Annotated in this window: 15 protein-coding genes; 11 read left to right on the top strand and 4 right to left on the bottom strand. The window is 71.1% G+C overall.

The window, feature by feature from the left end; translation table 11 throughout:
• Positions 1 to 54 precede the first annotated feature (54 nt).
• The 4 genes from AB0367_RS33270 to AB0367_RS33255 all read left to right on the top strand — a co-directional run bounded on the left by AB0367_RS33270 (position 55) and on the right by AB0367_RS33255 (position 4377).
• On the top strand, positions 55 to 519 hold the full coding sequence (locus tag AB0367_RS33270) for a VOC family protein (RefSeq protein ID WP_366230456.1): 465 nt from the start codon (positions 55 to 57) through the stop codon (positions 517 to 519).
• A gap of 201 nt (positions 520 to 720) precedes the next feature.
• On the top strand, positions 721 to 1290 hold the full coding sequence (locus AB0367_RS33265) for an HDIG domain-containing metalloprotein (protein ID WP_366230455.1): 570 nt from the start codon (positions 721 to 723) through the stop codon (positions 1288 to 1290).
• A gap of 204 nt (positions 1291 to 1494) precedes the next feature.
• Positions 1495 to 1878: a nuclear transport factor 2 family protein gene (locus tag AB0367_RS33260; RefSeq protein WP_366230454.1), complete on the top strand. Its 384-nt coding sequence runs from the start codon at positions 1495 to 1497 to the stop codon at positions 1876 to 1878.
• Between the two features lie 150 nt (positions 1879 to 2028).
• Positions 2029 to 4377: a hypothetical protein gene (locus AB0367_RS33255; protein ID WP_366230453.1), complete on the top strand. Its 2349-nt coding sequence runs from the start codon at positions 2029 to 2031 to the stop codon at positions 4375 to 4377.
• Between the two features lie 44 nt (positions 4378 to 4421).
• On the opposite strand, the gene coaA is transcribed toward AB0367_RS33255, so the two are convergent.
• Together coaA and AB0367_RS33245 are read right to left on the bottom strand one after the other, a co-directional pair.
• Positions 4422 to 5366: a type I pantothenate kinase gene (gene coaA, locus AB0367_RS33250; protein ID WP_366230452.1), complete on the bottom strand. Its 945-nt coding sequence runs from the start codon at positions 5364 to 5366 to the stop codon at positions 4422 to 4424.
• A gap of 331 nt (positions 5367 to 5697) precedes the next feature.
• Positions 5698 to 8109 carry a family 20 glycosylhydrolase gene (locus AB0367_RS33245; RefSeq protein WP_366230451.1) on the bottom strand — a complete coding sequence of 804 codons (2412 nt, stop codon included), beginning with the start codon at positions 8107 to 8109 and terminating at the stop codon, positions 5698 to 5700.
• Positions 8110 to 8399: 290 nt separating this feature from the next.
• On the opposite strand from AB0367_RS33245, the gene AB0367_RS33240 reads away from it, so the two are divergent.
• On the top strand, positions 8400 to 9191 hold the full coding sequence (locus AB0367_RS33240) for an SMI1/KNR4 family protein (RefSeq protein WP_366230450.1): 792 nt from the start codon (positions 8400 to 8402) through the stop codon (positions 9189 to 9191).
• A gap of 811 nt (positions 9192 to 10002) precedes the next feature.
• Entirely contained in the window at positions 10003 to 11430 is a 1428-nt protein-coding gene (locus AB0367_RS33235; RefSeq protein ID WP_366230449.1) for an Hsp70 family protein, read from the top strand.
• A 25-nt stretch (positions 11431 to 11455) separates the two neighbouring features.
• Here the strand turns inward: AB0367_RS33235 and AB0367_RS33230 are convergent, their stop codons facing one another.
• A complete protein-coding gene (locus tag AB0367_RS33230) occupies positions 11456 to 13210 on the bottom strand; it encodes an extracellular solute-binding protein (RefSeq protein WP_366230448.1) in 1755 nt (584 codons plus the stop codon).
• A 142-nt stretch (positions 13211 to 13352) separates the two neighbouring features.
• Positions 13353 to 13913 (bottom strand): helix-turn-helix domain-containing protein, encoded by a 561-nt coding sequence (locus tag AB0367_RS33225; RefSeq protein WP_366230447.1) that lies wholly within the window; start codon positions 13911 to 13913, stop codon positions 13353 to 13355.
• Positions 13914 to 14157: 244 nt separating this feature from the next.
• Between AB0367_RS33225 and AB0367_RS33220 the strand changes: the two genes are divergently transcribed.
• The 5 genes from AB0367_RS33220 to atzF are packed head-to-tail and all read left to right on the top strand — an operon-like array spanning position 14158 to position 22342.
• Positions 14158 to 15747, top strand: a complete 1590-nt coding sequence (locus tag AB0367_RS33220; protein ID WP_366230446.1) for an amino acid permease — start codon at positions 14158 to 14160, stop codon at positions 15745 to 15747.
• Positions 15744 to 16541, top strand: coding sequence for an urea amidolyase associated protein UAAP1 (locus tag AB0367_RS33215; protein ID WP_366230445.1), 798 nt, complete (start codon positions 15744 to 15746; stop codon positions 16539 to 16541). Before AB0367_RS33220 ends, AB0367_RS33215 begins: the two co-directional genes overlap by 4 nt.
• A complete protein-coding gene (locus AB0367_RS33210; RefSeq protein WP_366230444.1) occupies positions 16538 to 17176 on the top strand; it encodes an urea amidolyase associated protein UAAP2 in 639 nt (212 codons plus the stop codon). The genes AB0367_RS33215 and AB0367_RS33210 overlap by 4 nt, the downstream gene beginning before the upstream one ends.
• 4 nt (positions 17177 to 17180) lie before the next feature.
• Positions 17181 to 20675 carry a 5-oxoprolinase/urea amidolyase family protein gene (locus AB0367_RS33205; RefSeq protein ID WP_366230443.1) on the top strand — a complete coding sequence of 1165 codons (3495 nt, stop codon included), beginning with the start codon at positions 17181 to 17183 and terminating at the stop codon, positions 20673 to 20675.
• The gene (gene atzF, locus AB0367_RS33200; protein WP_366230442.1) at positions 20672 to 22342 is read left to right on the top strand and encodes an allophanate hydrolase; all 1671 of its coding nucleotides are present in this window, start codon (positions 20672 to 20674) and stop codon (positions 22340 to 22342) included. The genes AB0367_RS33205 and atzF overlap by 4 nt, the downstream gene beginning before the upstream one ends.
• The last annotated feature ends 66 nt before the right edge of the window (positions 22343 to 22408 follow it).

The raw sequence follows: 22408 nt of genomic DNA, 5'->3' as shown, positions 1-22408 counted from the left end.
GATGACGCCGGGTCGGACACCGCGACCGGAAACAAATTCTCACCAGGAGTCTTGATGAGCATCACCACCACCGCCCACCTCAACTTCCGGGGTAACGCCCGGGAGGCGCTGGAGTTCTACCGCTCGGTGTTCGGCGGCGAGATCATCGTCATCACGTACGGCGACTTCGGGATGCCGAAGGAACTGCCCGACGCCGGCAAGGTCGTCTGGGGCCAGGTCGCGGCTGAGGACGGCTTCCGCGTCATGGCCTACGACGTGCCCAGCCAGGCCGGAGCCGGCACCGCGCCGACGCACTCCACCCGGCGCGAGCACGGCATGACGCTGACCGGCGAGCCGTTCTTCCTGTCGGTCCGCGGCGAGACCGTCGAAGAGGTCGGCGCGCTGTGGGAGAAGCTGGCCGACGGCGCCACCGTCATCGAGGCGTACGGCCCGGCGCAGTGGGCGCCGGCGTTCGGGATGCTGACCGACCGCTTCGGCATCACGTGGGTCCTCGACGTCGCCGCCCAGTACGCCAACTGATCCTTTGCGCTCCGGCAACGGGACGAGGCGGCGCCCAGCCCGGCGGCCGCGTCCCGTTGCCGGATCCCCGGCCTTGAGCTGGAACTGGCGTCAGACGGCGGGCACGACCGACGATGACCCTAGACTCCGGGTCGCGGGTTCGCGGACGCTGGGCGCCGACCGGGACCTGGCCGCGTTCGGCCGTGCGACAGGATCTTCTTCATGAGGATCCCTGGTGACGATGAGATCCGGGCGCTGCACGAGCGGCTCGCCCCGACTCCGGCCGTGTTTGACCTCGTGTACGTCCATTGCGAGATCGTCGCCCGAATAGCTGAGCAGGTCGTGGCGCCCGGCGTCGACGCGGCTCTTGTGCGCGCCGGGTGCCTGCTGCACGACATCGGCGTGTACCGTCTGGCCCCCGCGGACGCGTACATCCGGCACGGGCTGCTCGGCTACGAGGTCCTCGCCGAACTGGGTTTCCCCGAGCGGCTCGCCCGATTCTGCTCGCACCACACCGGCGTCGGTCTCACCCGCGACGACGTGCGGCGGCAGGACCTGCCGCTGCCGCTGGGGGACTACGTGGCCGAGACCGCGGAGGAGCGACTCGTCATGTACGCCGACAAGTTCCACAGCAAGTCGACGCCGCCGTGTTTCGTGTCGGCCGCGGCGTACACCGTGGCTGTGACCCGCTTCGGCGAGGACAAGGCCGCGGTGTTCAAGGCCATGGTCGCCGAGTACGGCGAGCCGGACCTGTCCCCGCTCGCCGCCGAATACGGGCACCGGATCGTCTAATTAGGCCGGTGGCGGGTCGGGCCGACGACTTCGGCGAGCGCCAAGCGCGGCGACCTGCGCGGGCCGGTTCGGGCATGTGCTGCGGGCGGCCCCGCAGAGCGGCTGTTGCGGAAGCTGGCGCGCTCGTAGTTCCGAGGCTCCATACCGTTGCGCTGGCCGCGAACGGGGGTTGGCGCGAGTGACCGGTGTAGCGAGACTTTGAACATGGAGCCTGGAGAGCCGGTCGAGCGCAGCGACCGCCTTGCCGCGATGTACGCAGCCTTCAACCGCCGCGACATTCCAGCGGTGCTCGCCGCGCTGGCGCCGAGCGTGTCGTGGCCGAACGGCTGGGAGGGCGGCCGGGTCCACGGCCACGAGCAGGTCCGCGACTACTGGACCCGGCAGTGGGCCGAGATCGACCCGGTGGTACTGCCGTTGGCGTTCGCCACGGAGCCCGACGGCCGCGTGGCCGTGACGGTGCGTCAGGTCGTACGGACCATGCAGGGCGCCGTCATCGCCGACGAGCGGGTCGAGCACGTGTACCGTTTCGCCGCCGACCTCGTCACCGACATGGAGATACGCGGATCCGACCCCTGGGCCGAGGGATGATCCTCGCGAACCATGCCGGCGGCAAGCGAATACCCGGTGCTGGCGCCGATCCTGGGTCGCCGAACGAGCCGCGGCGGCGTCCGCCGTCACCGCGACCCTCACATACTGATCAGCACGGTGAGCGCGGACCACGGGAAATGAGGTTGTGGCGTGGATCGGCCTGATGGTGTGCCGGTGGAGGCGCAGTTCGTCGAGGGGTGGGAGGTGTACCCGTCGGGTCCGCGATGGCCGGCATGGGTGACCGGGTCGCGGGATGGTGGCGAACGGTCCGGCACATGGCGGGCGTGGCGGCCGGACGGGTCGTTGCTGGAGGAGAGCGAGTGGCGTGCCGGCAAGCGTCGCGGGGCGTACCGGCGGTTCCACGACGACGGTTCGCTGTCGGTGTCCTGCGAGTACGCCGATGACGTGGTGGTGTTCGCGCTCGGGTATCGCACGGACAACCCGAGCCGCGATCCGTTCTCGTTCGACGGGTGCGCGACGGCGATCCGGAGGATTCGCAACGACTACGACGGGGACGGCGTGTTGGTACGGACCCGCTGCTACGCGGGGGACGGCGGTGAGCTGACGATTGCCGGTGAACCGATGCCGCCCCGACCGGCCGGGGTGCCGGAGATCGCCAACCTCTACCCGAACGGGCTCTGGGCGGTGGTGCGGCGGCGCGACGGCGAGCTGCACGGGGCGGCCCGGCACTGGAACGCCGACGGGACGCCGCACATGATTGTCTACAACCGTGCCGGCCACGAGGTCGGACGCTGGGGGGACAAGCCGCTCGTCGAGGCGGCCCGGGACGGTGACGCCGCCTCGGTCGAGCTGTGCCTGGCCGCCGGTCTGGGCAGCTACGTCGAGGCCGACTTCGTCGACGGACGACGGGCCGAACGGCGCAGCTACTTCAGCAGTGGCGGACTGCTCAGATTGGAGCGTCGCGGGTCGGACGGCACGAAGCTGAAACGCTCATGGGACCACCGTCACCGCCTCGACCATGAGCGGGAGTGGGCCACCGACGGCACTGAGACGTTCCGGCGGTTCCACGACAACGGTGTCGCCTGCATGGAGCGGACCACGCGGGACGAGGCGCTCGTGGTCGCGAACTGGTTCGACGAGTCGGGAACCCGCACCGCCGAGGTCACTCCGAGCGACGCCACCGTCGACGGTGAATCGGTCGATTGGTGGCGGGCTCTGGACGCCACCGGCGCGGTCATCGCCGAGGGGCCGGTGGAGCCCGGCACCGGCGGTGGGCCGGTAGGGCAGTGGCGGCTGTTCGACCCCGAAGGCACCGACCTCGGCTCCGTGTCGTTCGAGGGCCTCGACCGGTTGGCGAACAACGCCAACCTCGGCCGTGTCGCCCATGCCCTGCGCACCTGGCACGCGGCGCCGACACCGGCCGAACTCGCCGGCGCGGACGCGGTGGCGTGGGACGACCTCGACACGTTCTACGGCAGCGGGAGCCACCTGCCGTTCCTGCTCAAGGGACTGACCGTGGCGGACCCGCACGCCTTCTCCATGGCCCTGGCCGTGCTGTCGAACCTGCTGTGGCACCAGCACACGCTCGCCGAGGCCACGGGCCCCGCTTTCCGGTACATGACCGCGCTGGTCGACCGGGTGGCCACCGACGACGACCGGAAGCGGCTGCTGGACCTGCTGGTGGGTATTGCCACCCGGGACGGCTCACCCGCCGCCGTACACCGCCTCAAACTCGTCCACGCCAGCCTTCCCGGCGATGCGACAAACCCGGCCGAGCACCTCGCCGAGCACGGTGCGGAAAGCGCCTACCACGAGGTGCTCACCAGCCTCGCCGACGCGGTACCGACCTGGACGAGGCTCGCCGCCCACCGGCGGGCCAGGTTCCGGCGCCGCGCGGTCACGCTGCTCGCCGCCGCACCGGGCGCGGCCGCCGCGGATGCGTTACGGGACCGGCTCGCGACCGAACCGAAGCGCAAGATCCGGGCGGCGATCCTGCTCGGCCTGGCGCTGCACGACACCGACCCACAGACCCGGCAGGCCCTCCAACAGCACCTCAGCGGCGACGACCCGCTGCTGCGGTTCTGCGCCGCGCTGACCTGGGTCCGCCAGCACCACACTCCCGCCGCCGACGGCGTGCGGGTGCTCGTTGACGCGCTGCGCGGCGACCTCGTGCCGACCGGCTACGGCAGCCTGTTCCTCGGCGGAGAACCGTTGACCGACGTCGCCACCGCCCTCGCCCTGCTCCCGGCCGACCAGGCCGGCGAACAGCTGACCGGACTGTGCGCGGTCCTCGACCAGGTCAACGCCGTTGATGCCGTGTCCGTCGCCAACGCGCTGCTGGACATCGTCTTTCCCACCGCGGCGTACCAGGAGGGCGACCCCCTCACCGACCCGCAGCGCACCGTCATCCGCGCCATCGCCAAGAGTGCGAACGTGTGGATGTTCAACGTCAACCTGTTCGAGGTCCTCGACCGCAACGGGCTACCAAACCACCCCGACGAGTTGCACGCCCTGGCCGGCGCGGGCTCGGCGTCCTGACATGGGCTTGCCCATCGACGGATAGGACGGCGAGCCCGTGACCATCAGATGCGGCGCAGGCGCACGCTGTCGACCAGATGGTCCGGCCCCTTGTGCAGGACCAGCCGGGCCCGCTCCCGGGTCGGCCGGATGTTCTGCACCAGGTTCGGCTGGTTAATCTCGTCCCAGATGCGGCCGGCCGTGGCGACCGCCTCGGCGTCCGTGAGCGCCGAGTAGCGGTGGAAGTAGGAGACCGGGTCCTGGAACGCGGTGCGGCGCAGGGTGAGGAAGCGTTCGGTGTACCACTGCCGGATGTGCGGCTCGTTGGCGTCCAGGTAGATGCTGAAGTCCAGGAAGTCCGAGGCGAGGACGTCGCTTCCGGCCCGGGCCGTGTTCTGCAGCAGGTTGAGCCCTTCGACGATCAGGATGTCCGGCCGGTCCACCAACTGCGAGCGACCGGGCACGATGTCGTAGACCAGGTGGGAGTACACCGGAACACTCAGCTCCGGCCGCCGCGCCCGCACGTCGGAGAGGAACCGCACGAGCCTGCGCCGGTCGTAGCTGGCCGGGAAGCCCTTGCGGTTGATGAGGCGGCGCCGCTCCAGCTCCGCGTTCGGTAGCAGGAAGCCGTCGGTGGTCACCAGGTCGACGCCCGGGCGGCCGGGCAGTTCGGCCAGCAGCGCCTGCAGCACGCGGGCGAGGGTGCTCTTGCCGACCGCCACGCTGCCGACGATGCCGATGATGTACGGCACGTCCGTGAACGGCCGGTCGAGGAACTCCGCCGCCACCCGCCGCGTGTTGCGCACCTGCTCGATGTGAAGGCTCACCAGGCGGCACAGCGGCAGATAGATCTGCTCGATCTCGTCGAGCGACAGCGCGTCGCCCAGGCCGCGCAGGCGCGGAAGGTCCTGCGCGCCCAGCGCCATCGGACTCTCCCCGCGCAGCGCGGCCCACTCCGAGCGGTCGAAGTGGTGGTACAGCGAAACCGGCGCTTTCCGCGTTTGAGTCACGAAGCCGGAGCATACGAGCCCCATCTGGTGATGACCACAAGATGCCGGAAAGGTCACCGCCCAATGGCAAGGCCCTCGGCGGCGAGCTCAGGCGGCATGTTCGTACTCGTGGGGATGGTCATGGTCACCCACGATCCGGCCGCTGGCGGCCGGAGGTCGCGTGGAACACGTTCGTGGCGTGGTGCGAGGAGGCCGGCGGCGTGCTCGCCGCCGCCGGCCTCGAGGTGTTCGATGACGCACCCTGTGACGCCTTCCGCCACTGTGTGGACCAGGCCATCCAGCGCGAAATCCTGGTCGCCCGCAGGCCTGGCCGCACAGCGTGGAACAGGTGTTACCGGTTGAACTGGAACCAGTTGAGGTTGACGAAGTCGGCGCCTGCCGTGCCGGTGAAGGTGAGGTACACGGTGTGGACGCCGGTGGCCGAGCCGGACAGGTTGGTGGTGGTGCTGGTCCAGGCCTGCCAGCCGCCGGTGGAGGTGACGGGGACGCTAGCGATGATCGGGCCGGTGGTGGAGTCCAGGCGGTACTGGATGGTGCCGCTGGACGCGCCGGAGGCCAGTCGCGTGGTCACCGACGCCGCGGTCGGGGTGCCGAAGTCCACGTTGGTGTAGCCGAGCCAGTCGCCGGGCGTGATGAAGCCGACGTTCTGGCCGCCGCCGATGTCGGTGGTGGTCTCGGTCTGGGTGCCGGACTGGCTGCTGAAGCTCTCCGCCTGCCGCACGCTGTACGCGTTGGGCAGTCCGCCGCCGCCGGCGTTGAACCGTAGCCAGTTGAGGTTGACGAAGTCGGCGCCCGCGGTGCCGGTGAAGGTGAGGTACAGCCGGTGCACGCCGGTGGCCGCGCCGGTCAGGTTGGTGGTGGTGCTGGTCCAGGTCTGCCAGCCGCCGGTGGAGGTGACGGGGACGCTGGCGATGATCGGGCCGGTGGTGGAGTCCAGGCGGTACTGGATGGTGCCGCTGGACGCGCCGGAGGCCAGCCGGGTCGTGACCGAGGCCGGCGACGCCGCGCCGAAGTCGAGGTCGTAGGCGAGCGTGTCACCGGGCGAGATGAAGCCGACGTCCTGGCCGCCGCCGGTGTCGGTGGTGGTCTCCACCTGCGTGCCGGTCTGGGCGTTGTAGCTCTCGGCCTCGATCTGGGTGTACGCGCTGCGCGTCGTCTGCTGCGTGCCCCACGGGACCTGCGGCGAGCTGTAGTAGTTGATCCCCTGCACCGTCCACCGTGGACCCTGCGCGCCGAGCCGCACCTTGAACGTGTCCCAGTTGCGTGCCGACTGCGGCGACCACGCCAGCTCGGCGATGGCGGGCAGCCGCGGGAACGCCATGTACTCGATGTCGGCCAGCTTGGTGATCGTCTCGGTCCACAGTGGAGCCTCGACGCCGATGATCGCGCTGGCCGGCACGCCGGAGAGGTAGGCGCCCGGGTCCCAGTTGTATGCGGTCTGCACCTCGATCAGGCCGGCCCACGTCTGGCCGAGCGGGGTCGAGTTGGTGTACTTCATGTCGATGTACGTCTTGTTCGCCGGCGACAGCAGGACCTTGTCGCCCTTGCTCACCGCTGCGCTGAGGTCCGCGTCGGAGGTGCCGGTGCCCCAGTACTGCGCGACCCGGTTCGCGGTGTGGTCGGTCTGCCCGATCTGGTGCCAGCCCATCACGGTCTTGCCCGCGTTGCCGACGTAGGGCTGGATGCGGTTGATGAAGGTGCGGTAGTCCGCCGCCGGCGTGCTCGACGCCTCGTCGCCGCCGATGTGCAGATACGGCCCAGGGGTGATGGCGGCGAGCTCGTTGAGCACCTGCTGCACGAAGGTGTAGGTGACCTCCTTGCTCACGCAGAACGAGCTGAACCCGACGTTGGTGCCGGTGTACAGCGCGGGGGCCGTGTTGTTGCAGTTGAGCTCGGCGTAGGAGGCGAGCGCCGCGTTGGTGTGTCCGGGCATGTCGATCTCAGGCACGATCGTGATCTGCCGGGACGCCGCGTACGCGACGATGTCGGAGTACTGCGCCTTGGTGTAGTAGCCGCCCGCGCCGCCGCCGACCTGGGTGCTGCCGCCGACGGTCGCCAGCCGTGGCCACGCGTCGACGACGATGCGCCAGCCCTGGTCGTCGGAGAGGTGGAGGTGCAAGGTATTGATCTTGTACTGCGCGATCTCGTCGATGTACCGCTTCACCACGTCGGGGGCGAAGAAGTGCCGCGACACGTCGAGCATCGCGCCGCGGTACCCGTACCGCGGGTAGTCGACGATCCGGCCGCCGGTGACCGTCCACGGTCCACTCTGGACGGTCCGTGCCTCGATCGTCGCCGGCAGCAGCTGCCGCAGCGTCTGCACCCCGTGGAACAGCCCGGACGCGGTCTGCGCGCGGAGCGTGACGGCGCCGGCGGTCACGTCGAGCTGGTAGCCCTCGGCGCCCACGCTCGGGTCGGCGCCGGACAGCAGCAGTGCGATGCCGCTCGTCGGTGTGCCGGTCGTGGCGGAGACCGGCAGCGCGAAGCCGGTCGACGGGCGGAGGATGCCGGCGAGGTAGTTGCCGACGTCGGTGGCGCCGGCCGCGGTCTGGATCGCGGCGTCCGACGGCAGGGTGTAGGTCACGCCGGCCGCGGGCTGCGCCGACACCGGTGCGGGTACGACGTCGGAAAGGCTCACCGCGGCACTGGCAGGGGAGGCTGTCAGCAGCAAGGCGGCGCCGGTGGCGGCGGTCGCGATGGCCACGGCGGAGGTGAGCAGCAGGTTGCGTGGGGAACGGTGCACGGCATCCTCCAGCGAAACTGTTAAGTTCCCTGTTAGTTTGACGGCACGCTATGGCCCGTGCGGGAAAGTGTCAAGGGATCCGCACCGCTCATGCCCTCCTGGCGTATGTGTCCGGCCGCACCGGCCAGGCGGTGGCGCTGGGCCGGTGCCCCTACGCCGGGAGCGTCTCGATCAACGCCCCGCGCCGTTGTTTGGGCCCGGCCTGCCTTGAACCGTCTCTGTACGATGCACCGCGCGATTCAACATCGCAGTACATCAACATACACAAGGCATTCAGGAGATTCGCACATATGCTGTCCCAGCCGCAGTATCACGCGCGTTCGCTGGCCCTGGCCGGGCGAACCGCGGAGACTTCACCCGACGCCGTTGCGGCAGTCGACCGGTTCGCCACTGCGCGCGGCTTCCCGTTACCCGCGTCGGTGCGGGAGTGGTACTCACTCGCCGCCGGACAGGAGACGCTGAGCAGGTTCAGCAACGAGGACCGCGTGTACGCGGCCCACGAGCTGGGCCGGCCGGAGCCCTACTGGCCCGACGGCGAGCCCGACCAGGAACGCGACTGGGATCCGGTCGCCGAGCGTCAGCTACTGCCGTTCATGATCGAAAATCAGGGAGTCTGCTACTGGGCGGTCATGCTCGACGGCAGCGACGACCCGCCCGTGATGATCTCGTTCGACGACCTGGAGCCCACCGACGAGTGGACGATGCTCACGGCTTCGTTCTCGGATCTGGTGTACACCCGGATCTGGGACCACCGGGCGATGTCCAGCGTCCAGGCGCTCCGGGCGCCGGTTGCGAGCTTCGACCCGGCCGCCTGGGCGGGTCTCGGCACGCGGTTGGAGGAGCGGCCCGCGGACAGCAACGGCCAGCGGTACCGGTTCGCCGGAAGCGCCGACGACCAGCGGGTCCTGCTGGAGAAGGACGCGTGGGGCCCGACCGGCCAGTGTTACCTGTGGGCGGCCAGCGATGACCTGCTCGTCGACCTCGTCACCACCGTGCGGGCGTCTAGCGGCCTGGCGAAGCAGCTCAGCACGTACTGGGGCAGCGAGACCCTCGACCGCATCGGTCATCGCCTGGAAGCCTGAACCATCTCGTCCATGCGCACGGCGCGGCCGGGGGATCGGGTGTCGAGCCACCGCCCCCGGCCGGCGGCCGGACCACCTGATGGGGCCTGCGGACCGGTCAATCCGACGGTTCGGGATCCGCGGTGGCGAGGGACGGGCCCCTGCTCATGTGTGACTCCTTGCCGTTCGCGGGATTTGCTGGATCCCAGTGGTACGGCTGTGGTCCAGACCTGTTCGAAGAGTGCTATCAGTGCGGCGACGACGCCGCGGCCGGTCAGGACCAGTGCGCCGGCTCTGGTGTCGGCCGGGTCGATCGGCACGATTGCCGTGGCGCGGTCCGCGATGAGCATGCGTGGGGGTAGTACCGGTGCGGTGCGGACCTCGGCGCCGGCGTCGGTCAGTGAGCGTGCGTAGGTGAGCATGGCCTTGTCGTTGCGTGCGGCGTCCTGGACGGTCGTGCGGGTGGGTCTGGTCCGGCCAGGCCGGTGGCCGCTTCGCCATCCCCCAGCAGGTCTGGCTGTCTGCCGCCAGCGGCTGGGACCTCTCCAAGGCCAAGCCCATCTGACGCGCCAACGGCACAGCCGAGACAGTAGAAAGAGCGTTGACCACAACTCGCATGTTCAGCGACCTTAGTCGCGAATAGTCGGGTAGGCCACGCAGGGAAGTTCCTGGTGTACAGGGCTTCTCTGCGTGGCCAACCTTGTTGTGCGGCGCGCGATGAGCATGAGGGCGACGTCTTCGAGAGGGCGCGCGGATCGCGGGACCGCCGAAGAGTCACCATGACGCACCGATCAAGGCGGGACGGAAATGCGGGGCCGCGTACTCTGCAACGATGGCTCACGGCGTGCTGCTCGGGATTGACTTCGGCACCTTCAACACCGTGGCCATGGTGCGTCGCGGCGACGGTGAAGCACGTTCCCTGCTCTTCGATGGGTCACCGCTGCTGCCGTCGGCGGTACTCCTGGAAGGCCCCGGCGACGTGTTGTCCGGTGGCGAAGCCGTGCGGTCGGCGCGGGTGCATCCGGATCGGTACGAGCCCAACCCGAAGCGAAGGATGGCAGACGGGATCGTCCTGCTCGGCGGCCACGAGACCGACGTGGTCGACCTGGTCGCCGCCGTGCTGGGACGTGTGGCGTCGCAGGCGCGGCAGGTCGTCGGCCAGCTCCCGGATCGTGTCGTGGTCACGCATCCGGAGACCTGGGGCGCGTCGCGGTTGAGCCGGTTGACCGCTGCGGCCGTCCGTGCCGGCCTGCCGAGCCCGATACTCGTGTCGGAGCCGATCGCTGCCGCCGCCTACTTCCTCGGCCAGGCCGGCCGGGTCGGCGAGGGTCAGTGCGCGGTGGTGTACGACTTCGGGGCTGGCACGTTCGACGCCGGTGTGGTTCGGCGCGGTCCCGCCGGAGCGCTGACGGTACTGGCCAGTGAAGGGCTGCCCGAGGTGGGCGGCCTGGACCTGGACGCCGCGTTGGTGGAGCACCTGGGCCGGCTGATCGCGCAGCGGGCCCCGGACGCCTGGGACCGGTTGCGGCGACCGGCCACCGCCGCCGACCGTCGGGCCCGGTGGCAGCTGTGGGAGGACGTTCGGCTGGCCAAGGAGTCGTTGAGCCGGCGTTCGCAGACGCTGGTGCACCTGCCGGTCCTGGACGACACCGTTCCGGTGAGCCGGGACGAGTTCGAGCAGCTCGCCGAACCGGTCATCGCGCGGACGGTCGCGGTCACCCGAGCCGCGGTGCGCAGCGCGGGCATCGGGCTGTCAGACGTCGGCGGCATCTTCCTCGTCGGCGGGTCGAGCCGCGTCCCACTCGTTGCGACGCTGCTGCACCGCGCGTTCGGGATGCCGCCGACGGTTCTGGAGCAGCCCGAGCTCGTGGTGGCGGAGGGTTCACTGATCCTGCTCGACGCGTGCGAGGAACGCACGCCGACCGGTGTCACGATGAGGCTGCCCGCCGGTGCCGAGTCGGAGGAGACCGTTGCGCAGGGCTCGCCGCAGCGAGTCATGCAGCCATCGCCGGCCTCGACGACGACGGCAGGCCACGAGCCGCGCGTCGACGAGGCCGTCGAACCGGGGCGGGGGCGGTCGATCCGCCGCCACCTCACCGATCCGTGGAGTGTGGCAGCGGCCGTGCTGCTCGGTGCCCTGAGCGGCATGATGGGCGGCCTCGCCGATGCGAGCGCGGCGGCCGTGCTGACTGCGGGAGCCGTGGTCACCGTGATCGTGCACACGGTGCGGGTGGCCCTCGGTATCGTGTTCGACCGCTGAAGACGCGGTTGCCGGCCGTTGCCCGCTAGAAATTACTCAACACCGAGCTGAACACCTTGTCGACGCTGGCCGGGTCGTGCGCGTCGTAGGCGGCTGCCCGCGACACCTTCGCGATCTGTTCGAGCGTGTCCAGGTCGGCCTCCTCACCGAAGGCGATACCGAAGATGCGAACCGAGTTCTCCAGGCGTGACCCGTCCAGGTCGCGGAGCAGTTTCGCCTGGTCGTTGTCGGCCGAATACTCGTTGTACCCATCGGTGAGCAGCACGACCGCGTTGATGCGGTCGGCGTCCAGCCGTTCCCGCATGTACCGGTCGGCGGCCCGGGTCGTGTGGTACAAGGCCGTGCCGCCATCGGCGCTCAGCGCCCGGATGATGCCGGTGAGTTGCTGCTTCGCGTCACGGATGCGCGACATCGGCAGCCGCTCGGTGTAGGGCTGCGCACCGTTCGGTCGCTGCCCCGAGAACGTCCACAGTGCCACCTCGTCGTCGGGATGCAGCAGGTCGAGGCTCGCGATTGCCGCGTTCTTCGCGGCTTCCAGCTTGCTGACGTCACCGGCCGCCTTCTCCTTCATCGAGCCCGAGACGTCGAGGACGAGCAGCACTCTCGCCTTCTTCCGCAGGTCGTCCCAGCCGGCGAGGATCTTGTCCAGGACCTCTCCGACGGGTGACTGGATCAGGCTGAGCTTCTGCCCGGCCGGGATCCGCAGGGTCTTCGCCAATTCGGTGCCGGCGTTGCCCTGGTGGTCGCGGAAGCCCATCGCCGCGAACTCGGCCTGCTGGGCTGGTTGCTGCAGGAACGCGAGGAAATCCGCGGCCGCTTCCCGTTGTGCGTCACTGGCCGAAGGCAGCACCACGTACGGGTGGTCGAGCATCAGCGTGCCGTCCCGCGGCACCATCGGCACGAGCGGCACCGTGGGTGCCGTGCCTTTCACCTTCGGGTCGCCGGTGGTGTTGCCCTTGTTGTAGAGGTAGGTGAGCTGCTCCTGATGCACGACGGCGCTCACGTACGACATCGCGGCGCCCTTGGCGTCGGCTTCGGCCAGGTTGGCGAGGAACTTCACCGCGTCGTCGGTGTAGTGCAGGACGCCGGCCTCGACCCCGCGAACGAAGTTGATCACATTGGGCTGGGTGAGATCGGCCGCCGTCAGTTCGCGGGACAGGCCGGTCGCCGCGTAGTACGTGGCCACCGTCGCGGCCAGGCCGGACGTGGACCGGTGCGGGTTGTCCTTGCCGAAAGAGAAGCGGCCCCACTCGGGATGGCCGTACCGGCCCCACCCCTGCGGATCGGACGCCAGCGCCAGCACGTCACTCCACCCGAACCCGCGATTCGGCCAGCCGAACGCCTCGGCCATCGGCTTCGGCATCGAGATGACCAGCGGGCTCTGCGCGATCGACGGCATCTGCGTGCCGGCCGCCGGCACCACCTGCTTGCCGCCGGTGGTCTCCCGGTGGCGGGCCAGCTGGAGCCACAACGATGCGGTGGGCGTCCACACCTGCGGTGCCGGCCCACCGTCGCGCTGTTCATCCCAGCCGGAGCTAAGCGCCTCCGCCGCCGCGCCGGACGTGAGCCGGTGCACGGTCACCGACGCGCACCGTTTGCCGCCGTACAGCCTGTCGGAGGCGTTGTACCGGCGGGCCAACTCGATCATCAGGTCGGCCTTCTCGGTCGACGAACTGACCTCGATGGGTTCACAGCCGGATCGCTTGCCGGCGCCCGCCTCCCCGGGGTCGCGACGGAGCACCACGTACGTCACCACGACGCCTATCAGACCGACGATCACCGCAATCACCAGCGGCATTCGCGCACGTGGCCCGGCGACAACGCCCATCGACGATCTCCTGTTCGCCAGCAGAGCCCCGCATCGTAACCGACGGCCACAACCCCGCCGAAGGTTCACGCCCGTTGCGTCGATCCGGCCCGGCTCACGGGGCGATGGCGAGGCGTAACGCCGCCGCGGCCACCGTCTGTTGGAGCCGGTCCGGCGGTGGCAGTGCCGGCAGGTCGCGGCGCATGCCGATGACGCTCTCCACCATGCCGAAGACCAGGTCGCCGGTCACGTCAGCGTCCGGCGAAGAGGCGCCGGCGACGGCGGCGACCAGGCGGCGGTAGGCGGCCCTGAGCTGCTCGCGGTCGGCGCGGAAGCGGGTGAACGGTTCGGTCGCGATCTCGGGCAGGGCGTAGAGGATGCCGACATTCCAGCGCGCGCCGAGCAGGACCCCGACGTCGTACCGGACGAGCGCCTGCAGGGCGTCGGCGGGGCTCAGCGCCTCCTGGGCCAGTCGCTCGGCGTAGGCCAGGGACGGGCCGACGGTGGACTCGAGCAGTTCGGCGAGGATCTGCTCCTTGGTGCTGAAATGGTAGTACAGCGACGCCTGCCGCACCCCGACCATCTCGGCGATCATGCGGGTCGACGTGGCGGCGTATCCCCGTTCGGCGAACAGCTCGGCCGCGGCGTCGAGGATCTCTTCCCGCGCCGTACCCACAGGCAGGCGCCGAGCTCCGGAGCGGGGACGACCGACTGAAGGCGCGGAGCTCACGCCAGCATCGTCGCACGCGGTCGATGCCCCGGTCGATCCGGCTGCGACGTAACCGCGCCGACACATCCGGCAATCGAAGGTTTACGGCCGGGAAACGACCGTCGATCTCACACCGGCAAATCTGTCACCCGACAGGTATTCGGCGGCGGGTCGGCCAGCACCCGCCGCCGCCTGCATCGAGGAGGCGGTCTTGTCCACTACCCCCACCCTGGCGACACCGCCGGCGGGCGACCGAGCTGATGCCGTGGACCTGCGTGGTTTCGGCTACGAGCCCAAACTGCGCCGGAGCATCGGCAGTTACGCGTCGTTCGCCGCCGGCTTCTCCTTCGTGTCGATCCTCACGACGGTCTTCCAGCTCTTCGCCTTCGGGTTCTCGTTCGGCGGCCCGGCCTTCTTCTGGACCTGGCCACTGGTCTTCGCCGGCCAGTTCATGGTGGCGCTCAACTTCGCCGAGCTCGCCGCCCGCTACCCGCTCTCCGGCTGCATCTACCAGTGGTCGCGGCGGTTGTCGAACGCCACGATCGGCTGGTTCGCCGGCTGGGTCATGATCGTCGCGCAGATCGTCACGGTCGCCGCCGCCGCGATCGCCCTGCAGGTGGTGCTTCCGCAGATCTGGTCCGGCTTCCAGCTCGTCGGCGGCGATCCCGCGCTCACCTCCACCAGCGGTGCCACCAACGCCGTCGTCCTCGGCTCCATCCTGATCGCGTTGACCACGTTGGTGAACGTCAGCGGCGTGCGGCTCATGGCGATCGTCAACAGCACCGGTGTGACCCTCGAGATCATCGGTGTCGCGGCCGTCGTGATCCTGTTGCTGTTCAACGTCGAGCGGGGACCGGGCGTGGTCTTCGACACCGGCGGTCTGGGCAGCGGCCTGTCCTACGTCGGCCCGTTCCTGGTGTCGGCGTTGATGGCCGCGTACGTGGTGGTCGGTTTCGATAGCGCCGGCGAGCTCAGCGAGGAGACTCGCGACCCGCGGCACGTCGCGCCGCGGACGATCCTGCGGGCGCTGGCCGCCTCCGGTATCGGCGGCGGCCTCATGCTGCTGGTCGCGCTGATGGCCGCGCCGAGCCTGACCGATGGCCGGCTGGCCACCGAAGGCCTGCCGTACGTGCTGACGAGCCGTCTCGGCCAGACCGGCGGCCGGATCCTGCTGGTCGACGTGGCGATCGCCGTCGCGGTCTGCACCCTGGCGATCCAGACTGCCGGCAGCCGGATGATCTTCTCGATGGCGCGCGACGGTGTCCTGCCGTTCTCCGGCGCGCTCAGCAAGGTCAACCCGCGCACCGGTACGCCGGCGCTGCCGGCGATCGTCGTCGGTGTCGGCGCGGCCGCGGTCCTGCTGGTCAACATCGGCCAGGCCGCCCTGTTCACCGCCCTGACCAGCGTCTGCATCGTCCTGCTCTACATCGCCTACGCCCTGGTCACGGTCCCGTTGCTGATCCGGCGTCGCCGAGGCTGGCCGCACAGCGAGGGCGTCGCCGCCACCGAACGCGGCGGCAAACTGTTCTCCCTCGGCCGGTTCGGCACCGTCGTCAACGCCGTGGCCGTGCTCTACGGCATCGGCATGATCCTCAACCTGGGCTGGCCCCGGCAGGAGGTCTACGACCCGGCCGGCACCCACTGGTACCTGCACTACTTCTCGCTGCTGTTCGTCGGCGCCACCCTGCTCGCCGGAGCCGTGGCCTACCTGCGCCATCGCACCCGGGTCGCGGCCCTGCACCCGCGGCTGGACTTCGCCGCGCCCGTGACCGCGCCTGTCGCCGCGGGGGAGACCGCGTGAGCACCGCCACCACCGCCGGCGCGCGTGAACACGCCCGCGCCCAGGGCGGCACGGTGGTGGAGTGCATGCCCACCATCCCGGCCGGTGACGGCCTCAGCTGGGCCGAGACCGTCCCGGGTGGCGGCTACGCCGGCAAACGGCTGGCCCGCGGCACCACACTGCGCCTGACCGACCTGTACGGCGACGCCTGCGTGTCGGTGCTGCTGTTCAACGCCGACGAGCCGTGGGAGCGCCTCAACGTCGCCGACACCGTCAAAGTCCTGTGGCAGGCGTACATCGGCGAGGGCCACCTGCTGCTCTCCGACCAGGGGCGCGTCCTCGCCGCGGTGACGGCAGGCGCCCAGGACCGCTCGGACACCTTCTGCGGTACCTCCACACTCACCAGCAACACCGACCGGTACGGCGACGGCTCGCCGCACGGCCCGACACCGGCCGGGCGGGAGCTGTTCACCCTGGCCGCCGCCAAACACGGCCTGACCCGCCGGGACCTGCCGCCGTGCATCTCGTTCTTCCAGGGGATCCGCGTCGGCGACGACGGCGCGTGCACCTGGCTCGGGTCGGCCGGGGCCGGGGCGATCGTGCAGCTGCGCGCGGAGATGCCGCTGATCGTGCTGCTGGCCAACGTGCCGCACCCGCTCGATCCGCGCGAGGCGTACACCTGCACACCCGTACGCATCGAGGCCCGGCCCGGCCTGCCCACCGCGCCGACCGACGCCCTGTGGTCGCGGACACCGGAAGGCGAGCGCGCGCTGCTCAACACCGCGGACTACCTCACCGCCCGGGGGATCGCATGACCGCCACCGCGACACCGGCGCTGGTCGCCGGCCGGATCGTGCTCGACGAGACCGTCGCCGCCCGCGCGCCCTGGTCGGCGATCGTGCGCCGCGGCCAGGTCCTGACCATCGTGGACCTGTACGGCAACCAGGCCGTCGACTGTCTGCTCTACAACGCCGAGGACACCAGCGAACGCTATTCGGCGCCGGACACGATCGCCGCGCAGGGCGGCATCTTCCTGACCACCGGCAGCGTGCTGCACTCCAGCGAAGGCCGGGCGCTGATGCGCGTCGTCGGCGATGAGGTGGGCCGGCACGACACCGTCGGCGGCGCCTGCAGCCGCGAGTCGAACACCCTGCGCTACGGGCAGCACACCAAGCACCAGCACGCCTGCGTGGAGAACTTCCTCATCGAAGGTGCCCGGTGGGGCCTGGGCAAACGGGACCTGGTCAGCAACATCAACTGGTACATGAACGTGCCGGTCGACCCGGACGGCAGCCTCGGCATCGTCGACGGCATCTCCGCCCCCGGCCTGCGGGTCGCGCTGCGAGCCGAGATGGACGTGCTGGTCCTGATATCGAACTGCCCGCAGATCAACAACCCGTGCAACGGCTTCGACCCGACGCCGGTCCGCATGATTGTCACAGGGGAGTAGCCGCGTGTTCGACACCCTGCTGGTCGCCAACCGCGGCGAGATCGCCTGCCGCGTCATCCGCACCGCCGCCAGGCTCGGCCTCAAGACGGTCGCGGTCTTCTCCGACCCGGACCGCGGCGCCCCGCACGTCCGCCTGGCCGACCAGGCCGTACGGCTTGGGCCGGCCCCGGCCCGGCAGAGCTACCTGCTGGTGGACCGCGTTCTCGACGCGGCGCTGTCCACCGGCGCCGGTGCCGTGCACCCCGGTTACGGATTCCTCTCCGAGGACGCCGCCTTCGCCGCCGCCGTGGAAGCGGCCGGGCTCGCCTTCGTCGGGCCGACACCCGCCCAGCTCACCGCGTTCGGCGCCAAGCACACCGCGCGTGAGCTGGCCCACGCGGCGGGCGTACCGATGATCGAGGGCACCGGTCTGCTGTCCGGCCTCGACGAGGCTCTCGCCGCCGCCGGCCGGATCGGCTACCCGGTGATGGTCAAGGCGACCGGCGGCGGTGGCGGCATCGGCATGCAGGCATGCCACACACCAGCCGAGCTCACCGCCGCCTACGACCGGGTGGAGCGCCTCGCCGTCGCCAGTTTCGGCAGCGGCGGCGTCTTCCTGGAACGCTTCGTCCGGCGGGCCCGCCACGTCGAGGTCCAGGTCTTCGGCGACGGCCACGGCCGCGTCGTCGCGCTCGGCGACCGCGACTGCAGCCTGCAACGCCGCAACCAGAAGGTGATCGAGGAGGCGCCCGCGCCCGGACTGTCCGACGCCGTGCGTGAACGGCTGCACACCTCGGCGGCGGCCCTGTGCGCGTCGGTGAGCTACCGGTCGGCGGGTACCGTCGAGTTCGTCTACGACGCCGAACGCGAACAGGCGTCCTTCCTCGAGGTCAACGCCCGCCTCCAGGTCGAGCACCCGGTCACCGAGGAGGTCCTCGGCGTCGACCTGGTCGAGTGGATGCTGCGCCTGGCCCAGGGCGACGACACCGTCCTGGACACCCCCCGCCAGGGCGGGGCCGGCGCCGCCGTCGAGGCCCGGGTCTACGCCGAGGACCCCACCCAGGACCACCGGCCCAGCGCCGGCCTCATCACCAATGTCGAGTTCCCGGCCGGCGTGCGGGTCGACGGCTGGGTCGAGGCCGGTACCGAGGTGAGCACGGCGTACGACCCGATGCTCGCGAAGGTCATCGCGACCGGAGCGACCCGCGACGAGGCGTTCGCCAACCTGAGCACTGCCCTGCGCGCCACCCGCGTCGACGGCATCGAAACCAACCTCGGCCTGTTGCGGGCGGCGACCGGCCACGGCGACGTGCTCGCCGCCCGGCACGCGACGGCGACCCTCACCGGCGTGCACGACATGGAGCCGCGCATCGTCGTGGAACGGGCCGGCACGCTGACGGCCGTGCAGGACTGGCCGGGCCGCACCGGGCTGTGGGAGGTCGGTGTGCCACCGTCCGGGCCGATGGACGACCTTTCGTTCCGGCTCGGCAACAAGGCGCTCGGCAACCCCGAAGGCGCACCCGGCCTGGAGTGCACCGTCGACGGACCGGCGCTACGGTGCACCGCCGACACCACCGTCTGCATCACCGGCGCCGCGATGCCCGTCACCGTCGACGGCGTCCCGGTGCCCCGCTGGGAGCCGGTCCGGGTGCCCGCCGGCTCGGTCCTCGACGTGGGCCGGGCGATCGGCGGAGGCCTGCGCACCTACGTGCTCTTCGCCGGCGGGCTCGACGTCCCGACGTACCTGGGCAGTGCGGCGACGTTCACCCTCGGGCAGTTCGGCGGGCACGGCGGCCGAACCCTACGCCTGGGCGACGTGCTGCGCACGGCAGCACCGACCGGAGCAGCCGCCGCTGCCGTACCGGTGGCGCAGCGACCGGTGATCGGCTGTGACTGGCGGCTCAGAGCGACCGAAGGGCCGCACGCGGCCCCCGAGTTCTTCACCCGCGAGGACATCGACGCGTTCTACGCCGCGCAGTGGCAGGTGCACTTCAACTCCGCCCGCACCGGCGTCCGGCTGATCGGCCCGAAGCCGCGGTGGGCGCGCACCGACGGCGGCGAGGCCGGGCTGCACCCGTCGAACATCCACGACACCCCGTACTCGGTCGGCGCCGTCGACTTCACCGGCGACGTACCGATCCTGCTCGGCCCGGACGGGCCCAGCCTCGGCGGGTTCGTCTGCCCGGCCACCGTCATCACCGCCGACCGGTGGAAGCTCGGCCAGCTCGCCCCCGGCGACACCGTGCGGTTCGTGCCCGTCTGCGACCTCGACTTCACACCGCTGCCGCGGCCGGCTGACGACGGCATCCTGGCCCGCGACGAGGATGTCACCTACCGGCGCTGCGGCGACGACAACCTGCTCATCGAGTACGGCCCGATGACCCTCGACCTCGGCCTGCGGATGCGCGCCCACGCCCTGATGGACCGGCTGCGCGCCGAGGGCCTGGGCGGCGTCGTCGACCTCACCCCGGGCATCCGCTCGCTGCAGGTCCACGTCGACCCGGCCCGGCTGCCGGTGCGCAAGCTGCTCGGACTGGTCCGCGCGCTGCAGGCCGACCTGCCCGCCACCCGCGACCTGGTCGTGCCCAGCCGGACCGTGTACCTGCCGCTGTCCTGGGACGACCCGGCCACCCGGGAGGCCATCGCCCGCTACATCAACGGTGTCCGCGACGACGCCCCGTGGTGCCCGTGGAACATCGAGTTCATCCGCCGGGTCAACGGCCTGGCGTCGGTCGACGACGTCTACCGCACCGTCTACGACGCCAGCTACCTGGTCCTCGGCCTCGGCGACGTCTACCTCGGCGCACCGGTCGCGACCCCGCTCGACCCGCGGCACCGGCTCGTCACGACCAAGTACAACCCGGCCCGGACCTGGACCCCGGAGAACGCCGTCGGCATCGGCGGTGCCTACCTGTGCATCTACGGCATGGAAGGCCCCGGCGGCTACCAGTTCGTCGGCCGTACCGTGCAGGTCTGGTCCCGCTGGCAGCGCGAAACCGGTGACCCGTGGCTGCTGCGCCACTTCGACCGCATCCAGTGGTACCCGGTCGGCGCCGAGGAACTGCTCGACCTGCGCGCCGACGTCGCCGCCGGGCGGCACCGGCTGCGCATCGACGACGGCACCTTCCGCCTCGCCGAACACGAAGCCTTCCTGGTCGAAAACGCCGCCTCCATCGCCGCCTTCCGGGCGAAGCAGGCCGCCGCGTTCGGCGCCGAACGCGAAGCCTGGGCCGCGGCCGGCGAGTTCGACCCCCGCCCCGAACCGCAGGCGCCGCCCGCCGCCGCAACAGTGTCCGTGCCGGACGGCGGCGCACTGGTGGAGGCCCCGTTCGTCGCCAGCGTGTGGCGGGTCGACGTCCGCCCCGGCGACCGCGTGACCGCCGGGCAGCCGCTGCTGGCCCTCGAGGCGATGAAACTGGAGAGCGTCGTCACCGCACCACGCGACGGTACGGTCATCGACATCCTCGTCACTCCCGGCACCCAGGTGGCACCGGGCAGCCCTTTGGTGGTGCTGGCATGACCCCGACCGACCGCGTCCGTGCCGCCTACGCCCGGCTCGCCCTCGGCGAACGACCCGAAGCGTGGATCACGCTGCGCCCGGAGCGTGACGTGCTCGCCGACGCCGCCGCCGTGCAAGCCCGCCTCGCCGCCGGAGAACACCTGCCGCTGGCCGGGCGGCTGCTCGCGGTCAAGGACAACATCGACGTCGCGGGCCTGCCCACCACGGCGGCCTGCCCGGCGTACGCCTACCGGCCCGGACGCAGCGCCCCGGCCGTGCAGCGCCTCGTCGACGCCGGCGCGCTGATCCTCGGCAAGACCAACCTGGACCAGTTCGCCACCGGCCTCGTCGGCACGCGCAGCCCGTACGGCGCGGTCCGTCACGCCCGCGACCCCGCCCGGGTCGCCGGCGGGTCCAGCTCCGGCTCCGCCGTGACCGTCGCGCTCGGCATCGCCGACCTGGCCCTCGGCACCGACACCGCCGGCTCGGGCCGGGTGCCCGCCGCGTTCCAGGGCATCGTCGGCGTCAAGCCGACACCGGGGCTCGTCCCCACCGCCGGGGTGGTGCCGGCCTGCCGCAGCTTCGACTGCGTCACCGTCTTCGCCCGCACCGTCACCGAAGGCACCGAGGCCATGGCCATCATGAGCGATCCGGTGTTCCCGGCGGACGCACCGCTGGCCGCGCCGCCGCACCCGATCGTCGCGGTGCCGGACCGCGGCGAGCTGACCGGCATGGCACCGGCGTGGCTCGACGCGTTCGAGCGGGCCGCGACGACCCTGCAGACCCGCGGCGCCCGGCTGCGCCCGATCCGGCTGGCACCGTTCCTCGCCGCGGCGAAACTGCTCTACAACGGCGGGTTCGTCGCCGAACGGTACGCCGCCGTCGGCGCCTTCATCGACGGGCACCCCGACGAGGTCGACCCGACCGTCCGGGCGATCATCGGCGCCGCCCGCGACATCCCCGCACACGTGCTCGTCGCCGACACCGAACGGCTGGCGCACCTGCGCCGCGAGGCCATGACCGCCTGGGGCGACGCGGACGCGCTGCTGCTGCCGACCGCCCCGATCCACCCGACGATCGCCGAGGTCGACGCCGACCCGATCGGTGTCAACGCCGCTCTCGGCACCTACACCAACTTCTGCAACCTCTTCGGCCTCAGCGCCGTCGCCGTGCCGGCCGGCGAGGCCGGCGGCACCAACTTCGGCGTCCAGGTCGTCGCGCGCGGCTTCGCCGACGCGGTCGCCGGCGACATCGCCGCACTGCTGACCGGCGAAGCCCCGGCGGGCAGGGGCGGCCGAGGACTGCCGGTGATGGTGGTCGGCGCGCACCTGAGCGGACAGCCGCTCAACCATCAGCTCACCGGGGCGGGTGGCCGCCTGCTCCGCCCGGTCCGCACCGCACCGCAGTACCGGCTGCACGCCCTGGCCACCGCACCACCGAAACCGGGACTGGTCCGCGTCACCGACGGCGGCGGCGCCATCGAAGGCGAGCTGTGGGAACTGCCGCAGGCCGCGGTCGGCCCGTTCCTGGCCGCGCTGCCCACCCCCATGGTGCTGGGCCAGGTGCGGCTCGAGGACGGCTCGACCGTCACCGGCTTCCTGTGTGAGGCCGTGGCCGTCGAGGACGCCCCCGACATCACCGCATACGGCGGCTGGCGCGCCTACATGGCGTCCCATCCGCGGACCTGACGCGTGGCCGGCGGCGTCTACCGGGGCGGGTTGGTGTACAGGCGGGTGTTCGGGTGTCGACGCGGA

It is taken from the genome of Dactylosporangium sp. NPDC051484 (assembly GCF_040689395.1).
GTDB lineage: Bacteria > Actinomycetota > Actinomycetes > Mycobacteriales > Micromonosporaceae > Dactylosporangium.
Note: the sequence above shows the minus strand (reverse complement) of the source record. Positions and strands in the feature narration are given on the sequence as shown.

Bases quoted from the DNA above. Each gene is read 5' to 3' on its own strand.
- AB0367_RS33210 (WP_366230444.1), top strand. From the start codon at position 16,538: ATGACCGCCACCGCGACACCGGCGCTGGTCGCCGGCCGGATCGTGCTC.
- AB0367_RS33265 (WP_366230455.1), top strand. From the start codon at position 721: ATGAGGATCCCTGGTGACGATGAGATCCGGGCGCTGCACGAGCGGCTC.
- AB0367_RS33260 (WP_366230454.1), top strand. From the start codon at position 1,495: ATGGAGCCTGGAGAGCCGGTCGAGCGCAGCGACCGCCTTGCCGCGATG.
- AB0367_RS33235 (WP_366230449.1), top strand. From the start codon at position 10,003: ATGGCTCACGGCGTGCTGCTCGGGATTGACTTCGGCACCTTCAACACC.
- AB0367_RS33240 (WP_366230450.1), top strand. From the start codon at position 8,400: ATGCTGTCCCAGCCGCAGTATCACGCGCGTTCGCTGGCCCTGGCCGGG.
- atzF (WP_366230442.1), top strand. From the start codon at position 20,672: ATGACCCCGACCGACCGCGTCCGTGCCGCCTACGCCCGGCTCGCCCTC.
- AB0367_RS33270 (WP_366230456.1), top strand. From the start codon at position 55: ATGAGCATCACCACCACCGCCCACCTCAACTTCCGGGGTAACGCCCGG.